The organism is Microcystis sp. M53598_WE2 (assembly GCF_030067735.1).
GTDB lineage: Bacteria > Cyanobacteriota > Cyanobacteriia > Cyanobacteriales > Microcystaceae > Microcystis > Microcystis aeruginosa.
Genome location: NZ_JASJFE010000141.1, coordinates 1 through 11,086, shown reverse-complemented (window position 1 = coordinate 11,086; position 11,086 = coordinate 1). Strand labels below are relative to the sequence as shown.

4 protein-coding genes are annotated in these 11,086 nt (G+C 44.7%); all 4 read left to right on the top strand.

The window, feature by feature from the left end:
* Nucleotides 1-376: 376 nt before the first annotated feature.
* A complete protein-coding gene (locus PX636_RS03165; protein ID WP_002741315.1) occupies nucleotides 377-1,306 on the top strand; it encodes a VOC family protein in 930 nt (309 codons plus the stop codon).
* 31 nt (nucleotides 1,307-1,337) lie between these two features.
* On the top strand, nucleotides 1,338-2,000 hold the full coding sequence (locus tag PX636_RS03160) for a nitroreductase family protein (RefSeq protein WP_002776854.1): 663 nt from the start codon (nucleotides 1,338-1,340) through the stop codon (nucleotides 1,998-2,000).
* Nucleotides 2,001-2,093: 93 nt separating this feature from the next.
* The gene (locus PX636_RS03155) at nucleotides 2,094-5,888 is read left to right on the top strand and encodes an AMP-binding protein (protein ID WP_288116197.1); all 3,795 of its coding nucleotides are present in this window, start codon (nucleotides 2,094-2,096) and stop codon (nucleotides 5,886-5,888) included.
* A gap of 195 nt (nucleotides 5,889-6,083) precedes the next feature.
* On the top strand, nucleotides 6,084-11,086 hold a 5,003-nt coding region (locus PX636_RS03150; protein ID WP_288116195.1), incomplete at its 3' end, for a type I polyketide synthase.

Genomic DNA, 11,086 nt, shown 5'->3' with positions numbered 1-11,086 from the left:
CTGGGAATATCCCCATAGGTAACTTTTCTAGACATTTGTTTATTCTCAATTAGTGTGAATATTTTCTCAATAAGTCCAATTTAACTAGGTACTCTAGACAACCTTGACCACATCTCTCAAAAAAATTTTCCGCAAAACCCCGAAGTTCCCCAAGGTTTTTCTCCACCCCCAAGTTACTCACACTCCAGTCTGGGATAGCAATTGAGGGCAAGAAAAATTAGCCTTTGACTGTGGGTGTACCCACAATGCCATAATCAACCACAACAAAGTTCAGATTTTCTTAAATAGTCTTTTTCCCCTTGCTATGGCAGCACTTTGACCGATATCTGTCTGGCTATTTTGTGCCGAATTAGACAACTCCACTGGATGACCGACTATGACTAAAATTGCTGATATTGCCTACGTTACCTATCAACATCCGGATTTAGACCTGTGCGAACGTTTTTTGAGGGATTTTGGCCTGATTACCGCAGTTAAAACCGATACAGCCTTGTATATGCGAGCTAGAGGCAAAAAACAGTTTGTCTATGTCGTAGAATGGGGAAAAGAAGCTAAATTTGTTAGTTTTGCCCTAGAAGCGACATCAGAATCTGTCTTACATGAACTAGCCACTTTAGCCTCCGCTTCGACCGTGGAAACCCTGTTCACCCCCGGCGGTGGTCAGCGCATCAAAATTATTGACCCCAACGGTTTTAACCTAGAATTGGTCTATGGTATCGAGGAAGTGGAACCTTTGCCGATTCCTGAACCCCTAGAATGGAATCACGCTAGTCGGAAAACCCGTTTAGGTCGCACCCAAAGGCCGAAAAAAGAACCCGCACCTATTTTACGTCTAGGTCATCTAGCTATTGATGTCAAAGACTTTGAGGAAAGCTATCACTGGTATCAGCAGACTTTTGGCTTAAAAGCAACAGATTTAATTTATTACGGCCATCCCAGTTTACGAGTCGGGGGTTTTCTTCGTTGTCAACGGGGAGAGGAATGGGTTGATCATCACACCATCGCCATGTTGCAAGGTTCTCATCCCAAAGTCCATCATACTGCCTTCGAGGTGCAAGATTTTGACTCTATTAAAATCGGCCACGATTGGTTACGAGAAAAAGGATGGACTCCTGTGTGGGGTATTGGTCGCCATTTGTTGGGAAGTCAAGTGTTTGACTATTGGCAAGATCCTTTCGGTAGCCTCATTGAACATTTTACCGATGGGGACCTTTTCGAGCAAACCACCGAGCCAGAACTTCACGCGGGTGGGTTAGATATTCTCTATCAATGGGGACCGGCGATTCCCGAAAGTTTTTTAGGTTAAACCGTTGAAAACGTCTCATAAAAGGGTTTAGATGATGAATATTGCTGAAATATTTCAAAAAAGACGCTCTACTCGTAAATTTCGCACCGATGCCATTCCCGAAGAAATTTTAGCCGAAATTTTTCGTTTAGGATTCCAAGCTCCCTCTAGTTATAATTTGCAACCATGGCGATTTATAGTGGTTAGAGAACCAGAAAATAAGGCAAAATTGCGAGAATTCGGCTTTGAACAAGATAAATTAGTCGATGCACCCGTGGTTTTAATCTGTTGTGGCGATCGCCAAGTTAACCATCGTGGTTACATTAATCAAGTAATTGAGTTAGGAAAACAAGAGGGGACGATTTCCGAAAAACGGGCCAAGTTCATGCACATGGCCATTCCGCCTTTTTTCCAATTTAAACCCTGTTATCAGTCTCCAGAAGCTTGGAGCAACCGACAAGTTATGATTGCGGTTACTTATCTCATGATAGCGGCGCAAAGCTTGGGGGTGGATAGTTGTCCCCTAGAAGGATTTGTGGCTAAACCCTTGCGCGAGTATTTCCAAATTCCCGATACGGTCGATGTCTGTTGTCTCTTAGCCTTGGGATACGCTGATGAACCCTTGAGCGAGTATGGGGGACGTTTTGGGACTCAGAAGCTCTGCTATGGCGAAATTTACGGAGAAACCTTTAATTTAAGCCCAAATCACCCCTAGAGTGACCGTCGCCCCCCGTCACCAGAAACTTTTCCCGGTGCGAGAGGATTAAATCTTTGTCTTCGATTCCATTGAATAATGGGGAGTAAAAAAATGACTCTTTGTTTAGATAATAAGCTTAATTTGTCAGAAATAAGCAGTTTAGTCGATATTATTCGTTATCGCGCCCAATACCAACCCCAAAAAACTGCTTATACCTTTTTAGTCGATGGCGAAACCGAAGAAAAACGCCTTACCTACGGGGAATTATTTCTGGAAGCGCAAGCGATTGCCAATAGTCTCCAATCCATCCTATTACCGGGGGAACGAGTTTTATTAGCATACCCTTCGGGATTAGAGTTTATTAGTGGGTTTTTCGGCTGTTTATTAGCAGGAGTAGTGGCAATTCCAGTTAATTTGCCCAAGAAAAACCAAAAGATGGCTCGCTTAACTTCTATTATTAATAATTCGCAAGCAAGCTTACTTTTAAGCACACAATCGGAATTAGACCAATTAAAAAGGCAACTAGACAGAGATATTCCCTTTCTAGCTACGGATAGCTTAATCGGCAAAAGTTTAGCCGAAGACCACCCCACTCAGATAAAAGCAGATACCTTAGCCTTTTTACAATACACCTCCGGTTCCACGGGGACTCCCAAAGGAGTGATGGTCAATCACGAGAATCTTTTGACCAACCTCCGAGATTTAGATTTAGGCTGGGAACACGATGAAAAGAGCGTTATGGTGACATGGTTGCCAACTTTTCATGATATGGGGCTAATTTATGGCATTTTACTGCCCTTTTATCGAGGATTTCCCTGTTATCTAATGTCTCCGGTTTCCTTTTTACAACGTCCTTTCGGTTGGTTAAATGCCATCAGCAAATACAGGGCCACCCACACTGCCGCCCCTAATTTTGCCTATAAACGTTGTCTTGACAAGATTAAAGAGGAGCAGCTGGCGGATTTAGACTTAAGCAGTTGGAAAGTGGCTTTAAATGGCGCAGAAACCGTCAGAATGGAAATTTTAAGCGAATTTGCTCGTAAATTTGCCCCCTGTGGTTTTGAGTTTGCCGCCTTTTGTCCGGGTTATGGTTTAGCCGAGGCCACCTTAAAAGTTGCTGCTGTCAGGAAAAATCAACTTCCTCAAATCTGCTGGGTTGAAAAAGCCGCTTTAAACCGTCATCAAATCGTTTTTACGGAAAAAAGCCCAAATTCTCAATCCTTAGTCAGTTGTGGACAAACAGAAATCGACACAGAAATTGCCATTGTTAATCCTGAAACCTGTCAACGCTGTCCCTCCCAGCAGGTGGGAGAAATTTGGGTGAAAGGCAAAACCGTTGCCCAGGGCTATTGGCAACATCCCGAAGCTACAGAAAAAACTTTTCAAGCAGTTATCGCCGATACCGGACAGGGTTTTTATTTGCGTACAGGGGATTTAGGTTTTATTCATCAGGGTCAACTATACATCACCGGACGCTTGAAAGACCTGATGATTATTCGCGGCGGTAACTACTATCCCCAGGATATCGAACAGACCGTAGAACAATGCTATCCCGACTTTTGCCCCAGTGGAACTGCCGCCTTTACCGTAGAAATCGAGGCAGAAGAAAAGTTAGTCCTAGTTCAAGAGGTAGAAAGAACGGCAATTCGCCGTTTTAACCAGCAAAAAGCCCTAGAAGCAGTTCGTCGAGCGGTTTTTCAAGAACACGAATTGCAAGTTTATGATATCGCTTTTATCAAACCCGCATCTCTGTCCAAAACTTCTAGCGGCAAAATTCAACGCCACGCTTGCCGTCAACAGTATTTAAACCAGCAACTTCCACTAATTTCATCCCCTATGCCGACGCTAACCCCCCCCCTCAGCAGTCACCAAGCTGCCCCCACAACCGCTAGTCAAGAAAAAACCGAGCAAATCTTGACTTGGTTGCGAGATTACGCCAAAACTCGTATTAATTCCCATCTGATTGATGACCGTCGTTGTGTGCCGCCCTATATTGTCATGGATTTTGGCAATCAAGGACTGATGGGAATGCAGATTCCCGAAGAATACGGGGGAATAGCCCTTAATAATCGCAATTTTTTGCAGGTGATGGAACAATTAGCCGCCATTGATTTAACTCTGGCGACGATGGTCAGTCTCAATAACAGCTTAGGTATCCGTCCGCTGCTCAACTACGGGACTATTTCCCTCAAGCAAGAGTTATTACCTCTTTTAGCGACAGGAAGGCAATTATCCTCCTTTGGCATGACGGAACCGGAAGCAGGAGCGAATATCGGGGCAATTAGTACCGTTGCAGTGCCGGATGGCCGAGATAAATGGCGAATTCGCGGCCTTAAGCGTTGGAATGGTTCTGCTTGGGCCGGAATGATTAATGTTTTTGTCCGTTTGCTTGATTCCGAAGAACCGGGGAATAACGGTTTGACAGGTTTTCTTGTCCGTCAAGGCACCCCCGGTCTGCGTTTGGGACCTGAATCCCTAACTATGGGATTACGGGGAATTATGCAAAATGCCATCTATTTTGAGGATGTTTTAGTCACTAAAGAGCAATTGCTGGGAGAATTGGGCAATGGCACTGAACCCGCCGACGATGCTTTACTTTATGCCCGTTTAGGTATTGGCATGATGGGAGTTGGCGGCATGAAACGCTGTCTACAATTAATGTTACGTTATGCCAGTCGTCGTTCGATCGCTACCGGTAAATTGCTAGAAAGTCCGATTACTTTAGCCCGTTTTGACCATTTAACTGGGGCTACGGTGGCCTTGTCCAGTCTCTTAAAGTGTATTACCACCGCCTTAGACCAAAAAGTTGCCGTTCCCAGGGAAATGGCCGTTATTGCCAAGATTACGGGGGCTGATTACCTCTGGGAAGCGGCCGATAGTCTCGTTCAGATGCTCGGGGGTAGAGGTTACATGGAAACTAATCTTGCCCCGCAAATTCTCCGGGATGCCAGAGTTTTACGAATTGGCGAAGGTCCTAACGAAAGTTTGAAAATCTTTTTGGGCAAAAGTATCACCCATACGGACAAATTAGGCGAATTTCTGACAAAAGTTCTGGAAGCGCCCGAGATTGCCCTGCAACTCCACACCACTGCCCAATCTATTAATCAGCGTTGTCTCCAGTCTAATCTCTGGGGTGATCGTTCTGCCGCCTTAGCTTGGGCCTATTCTTTAATCGGAGAATTGGGTTGTTACGCCGCTTTAGTAGCAACAACAGCGAAAATGTCCCAAATTCACCCCGGGGAAAAGTACAGTCATGCCCTAGCTTGGAGTCAATTGCAGTTTGATTTATGTGTGCAGAAAGCTCTCCGGGGAACACCCGAAGAAAACTTTGCTTCTTCGGTGGCGACTATCCGCGATCGTATCCTCGATTATACTCAATCTATTGATGATATCGAACAACGTCTAGAGGGTTCCGATTATCAACTCGACGAGTTATTGACGTTGGAACCAGAAGCTAAACAGACTCATCCTCAAGCTGAAACTTCTCTGGTCGAAATTGCTATTCAAACGCGGCAAGACCGAGTAAATATACCCTCTAGTCCGAAAAAGTCCCTTCTTAGCCAACAAACTCCCGAAAAGGTGGAAACGTGGTTAGGTAATTGGTTACACCAGAAATTAAAGGTCAATCCAGCCACTATCCAAACCAGCCAGTCTTTTGCTGATTTTGGCTTAGATTCAATTTTTGCCGTGGAATTAGCCCAAGATCTTGCCGATTGGTCGGGAATCCCCGTCGAAGCCACCATTGTTTGGAATTATCCCACTATTGATAGTTTGGCAGAATATTTAGCTAACCAGATTAATCAAAGCAATACTGGGGCTGAATCGGCAAATAATCGGGAAAAAAGCGAAATTTTAGCAGTTTTACCCCAAATATCCGAAGAAGAAATCTCTGCCTTCTTTAGTTAATCGCTGGTGGGGATAGGATAGCTAATTTCCCTTGTCCTATCCCCCACCTCAGAGTCATGGGGACAATTGTGACTATGCTACTAAATTTTCCCATCCCGACAGTATCAAGGTTTTTCCTGCTTATCCGTGACTTTTTCCCAAGCATAACCTGAGATGAAAGTGACGTGACATAACAAGACAAGAGTTGTTAGGAAGATGAATCAACAAAAACAAGCTTTTTTAGAACAATACAAACACCTCGATGCAATGGTCAAAGCGCAAACCGAACCCATCGCTATTGTGGGTATGGGCTGTCGTTTTCCCGCAGGAGTCAATGATTCCGCAAGTTATTGGCAGTTATTGGTTAATGGCATCGATGCAGTAACAGAAATTCCCCTAGAACGTTGGAATATTGCCGATTATTATCACCAAGATGCCGATGTTCCGGGGAAAATGTATAGTCGGGAAGGGGCATTTTTAGACAAAGTTGACGAATTTGACCCAGCTTTCTTCGGCATCTCACCCCGGGAAGCCGCCGCCATGGATCCGCAACAACGGTTACTGTTAGAAGTCTGTTGGGAATCCCTAGAAAATGCGGCTATTGCGCCAGAAAGTTTGATTAATAGTCAAACTGGCGTATTTATGGGCATTTTTCGCGATGATTATGCCCAATTGTGTTTTCATCAAGGCGTAGTCAATCACATTGATGCTTACAACAGTTTAGGAACCAGTCGCGCTATTGCCGTCGGCAGAATCTCTTATCTATTTGGGTTTCACGGTCCGACTCTGCAAATTGATACGGCCTGTTCCTCCTCCCTCTTGGCAGTACATTTGGCCTGTCAAAGTCTGCGCGGCCAAGAATGTAATCTCGCTTTAGCGGGGGGTGTGAATCTGATGTTAACCCCGGCCACTGCGATTAGTAATTGTAAATTAAAAGCCGTTTCTCCCCAGGGTCGCAGTAAAACCTTTGATGCTTCGGCCGATGGTTATGGTCGGGGCGAAGGTTGCGGTGTCGTGGTCTTAAAACGTCTCAGTGATGCTCTCCGAGATGGCAATCTCATTTTCGCCCAAATTCGCGGTTCGGCTGTCAATCACGATGGAAAAAGTAATGGCTTAACCGCCCCCAATGGTCAGGCACAGGAAGCTTTACTCAGACAAGCCCTCGAAAGAGCGAAAATTCAACCTAAAGATCTACAATACGTCGAAGTTCACGGTACAGGTACATCTTTAGGAGATCCCATCGAGGTTTTATCCTTAGGCAAAATTTATGGCCGGGGTCATAGCCAAGATAATCCCCTGATTTTGGGAACCGTGAAAACTAATATGGGGCATCTGGAAGGAGCTGCGGGAATTGCGGCGTTAATTAAGACAGTTTTACAGCTACAAAATCAGCAAATAGCCCCTAATCTTCATTTTAAGAACCCTAATCCCTATATTCCCTGGGAAAAACTGCCGGTCAAAATCCCCACCACTCTTACCCCTTGGTTGGTCAGAGAAGGAGTCCGACGGGCTGGAGTGAGCGCTTTCGGGATGAGTGGCACTAACGTCCATTTAATCGTTGAGGAAAGCAATTTTGAGCGGCTTGGTGACGAAAAACCTCATTTAGAACGTCCTTGTCATTTAATTACCCTTTCGGCGAAAAGTGAGCCAGCCTTACGCGAATTAGCTCAACGCTACTACGATTTTTTAAGTCAAAATTCCCAGACGGTCATGGCAAATCTGGCCTATACCGCTAATACTGGGCGATCGCATTTTGAGCATCGTTTAGCTATTCCCTTTGTGGCTCAAAAACAGCTTGAGCAAGCTTTAAAAGACTTTATTAGGGATGAAAATCGCTTTTCAGGTCAAAAAAGTCTTTTAACCTCGAAAAAAGCCCCTAAACTGGCTTTTATGTGTACGGGACAGGGTTCACAGTATCCCGGAATGGCTAGGGAACTCTACGAAACGCAACCGACTTTTCGCCAAACTTTAGAGAAATGTGACGAAATTTTACGGAGCTATGGGGTGAAATCCTTACTGCAAGTGTTATATGGGGACGAAAAAACCAGTCAGTTGATTAATCAGACTTTTTACAGTCAAATTACCCTATTTTCTCTGGAATATGCCCTCGCTCAACTCTGGTTATCTTGGGGAGTGAAACCCGATGCTCTCATCGGTCATAGTTTAGGGGAATATGTGGCCGCTTGTTTAGCGGGAGTCTTTAGCTTAGAAGACGGTTTGAAGTTAATTGCCCATCGGGGACGCTTAATGCAGACATTACCGAAAAACGGCATAATGGCGGCAATTTTTACTGATTCCGACACCGTGACCAATCATCTGAGGAAGATTAGGGGCATCTGTACCATTGCTGCGGTCAATAGTCGAGAAAATACGGTCATTTCTGGCGAAACTGAGGCTATTAACCATTTAATCGCTAACTTCAATCAGAGAGGCATTGAAAGTCAGACTTTAGCGGTTTCCCATGCTTTCCATTCTCCCTTAATGACGGGTATGGTGGGGGAATTTGCCAAGATTGCCGAAACTATCACCTATAATTCCCCACGTCTTCCCCTTATTTCTAACTTGACTGGGGATGTTATCGATGCAGAGATAGCAACTTCCCAATATTGGGTTAATCATCTACTGTCTCCCGTAGAGTTTGCCCGGGGTATAGAAAGATTAGGAGAGTTAAATACGGAAATATTCCTAGAAATTGGTGCCAAAACCACCTTAATTAGCCTAGGTCAGCAAAATCTCACCGACCAAGGTCTCTGGTTAGCTAGTTTATCCCCAAAACAGTCGAATTGGGAAACCCTGCTCCAAAGTTTAGCGACCCTTTATGTAAAAGGGGTCAAAATTGACTGGAATGGATTCGACCTGGATTATTTACGCGAAAAAATCCCCTTACCGACCTATCCCTTCCAAAGAAAACGCTATTGGTTAGATTACATTGATTCTCAGCTAAAAACCCCGACAGTAGCGGCAGCTTTCCACCCTCTCCTACAGCAACCGCTGCATCTATTGGGGTCAAAAGATGTCCACTATCAATCCTCTCTTTCTCCCTGCTCTCCGAGCTATCTGCAAGAACATCAAGTTTTTGGCCAGGTAGTTTTCCCAGCCGCGGCCTATCTAGAGATGATTATAGTGGCAGCTGGTCAACAATATCCCAATCAGCAGTTTACTATTGGTCAATTGAGTCTGAATCGACCCTTAATTTTCTCAGACAACCAGAGTAAAAAGGTACAGTTAAGCTTACTAGCGGGGGGACAATTTCAGATTCTCAGTCTTGGGGAAGGGGAAGTTTCCCTACTGCATCTATCCGGTAATTTAACCAATGAAAACCAGGACTTACCCAGCGGCAATTGGACAGATATCCGGGACCGTTGTCACCAAAAAATCGAAATTGCACAGCATTATCAGGACTGTTTAAGTAAAGGAGTGAACTACGGGGAAAGTTTTCGAGTTATCCAGGAACTTTACCGCAATCAGTCCGAAATTGTCGCAAAAATTCAACTTTCTTCCCATCTACTCTCGCAAGCGGTGGATTACCAGCTACATCCTGTCTTACTTGATGGTTGCTTTCACGCTATGTCGGCACTATTTCCCGCAGGGAATAGCACCTATCTTCCCACTAATATTGACCGATTGACCTTTTCGGGAGTTAAGGACACCTCTATATACTGTCATGGTCGCTTCAGCCATAGCAATTTGCAAAACGGCATCTTAATCGCTGATTTAACTATTTTCAGCGAATCGGGTCAATTAATTAGCCAAATTGACGGATTAACCTTTCAACAGGCCCGGCCAGAAACCCTCTTTTCCCAGACCAACGACCTCAAGGATAGTTTATACGAAATTACTTGGCAAGCCACGGACTTGACGGGAATGGATTGGACAGAAACAGGAGATTGGTTAATTTTTGCCGACAAAAAGGGAGTAGGGCAACAATTAGCCGAAAAATTGGTGCAACAAGGGCATAGATGCCAACTTATCACCGAAAACAATCGCCAGACTTGGCAATATCTCCTCAAAAAACCCTATCAAGGTCTAATTTATCTCTGGGGAATCGATGACGACCAAGCTTTAGAAAATAATCAAAACCTAGCCGTCACTCAGGAGCGAATTTGTGGAACTTTGCTGGAAATAGTGCAAGAACTAGGCAAAATAGAGGTTAATTACTCTCCTCGCCTCTATATTGTCACCCAATCGGCTCAATACATTCCTTCTCAACCCACAGTGATTGCCCTTGCCCAAAGTTCCCTCTGGGGATTAGGACGGACTATTGCCCTAGAACACCCAGAATTGCGCTGTCTGTGTCTAGATGGAGATAAATTTCAGGATAGCCACATCTTAGCCCTAGAGGTGTTCCAATCTTTACAAAGTTCGGAGGAGGAAAATCAAATCGTTTGGCGGCAAGGCCAGAGCTATGTGGCTCGTTTAGGGCGATTTATCCCGAAATCGTCGCTAAAAAACCGAGAAATTGCCGAAAATGCCACCTATCTTATTACTGGTGGTCTAGGGGCCTTAGGGCAGCAAGTGGCTAATTGGTTAAGGAAAAAAGGAGCAAAATCCCTCGTCTTACTAAGTCGCCGGGGAATAACTCCAGAAACCCAACCAATTATAGACCAATGGCGACAAGAGGGAACCAATGTAGAAGTTTTTGCCGCCGATGTTAGCGACTTTGGCCAAATGCGTCGGGCTTTTGAGATAATCGAGCAACAGTTACCCCCCTTAAAAGGAATTATTCACACGGCCGGGGTGTTAGAGGATGCCAGCTTATCCAAACAGACTTGGGAGAAATTTGAGCGCGTCTTTTCCCCCAAAATACTCGGCGCTTGGAATTTGCATCTCCTCAGTCAAGAAGTGGATTTAGACTGGTTTATTAATTTTTCCTCGATGGCCTCGGTGTTAGGGTCTTCTGGACAGAGTAATTATGCTAGTGCTAATGCCTTTTTAGATAGTCTAGCCCATTATCGTCAAGCGCAAGGACTGCCGGCCCTGACCGTTAATTGGGGTCCCTGGGCAGAGGGTGGTATGGCCGAAAATTTAGGCGAAAAAGCGAAAAAAAGGCTAATTAAACAGGGTTTTACCCCTCTTGATCCCCAAAAATGTTTGCATCTCCTCGAAACATTGCTGACGACTTCTCGGACACAGGTAACTGTCGCTTCTCTCAATTGGAATAGCTTTTTTAACAGTTTCGAGAATCAAAAAATTCCGCCTTTATTACGAGATTTCCAGAG

Excerpts from the sequence above, each read along its gene's own strand:
- PX636_RS03165 (WP_002741315.1), top strand. The coding sequence starts at position 377 with ATGACTAAAATTGCTGATATTGCCTACGTTACCTATCAACATCCGGAT.
- PX636_RS03160 (WP_002776854.1), top strand. The coding sequence starts at position 1,338 with ATGATGAATATTGCTGAAATATTTCAAAAAAGACGCTCTACTCGTAAA.
- PX636_RS03155 (WP_288116197.1), top strand. The coding sequence starts at position 2,094 with ATGACTCTTTGTTTAGATAATAAGCTTAATTTGTCAGAAATAAGCAGT.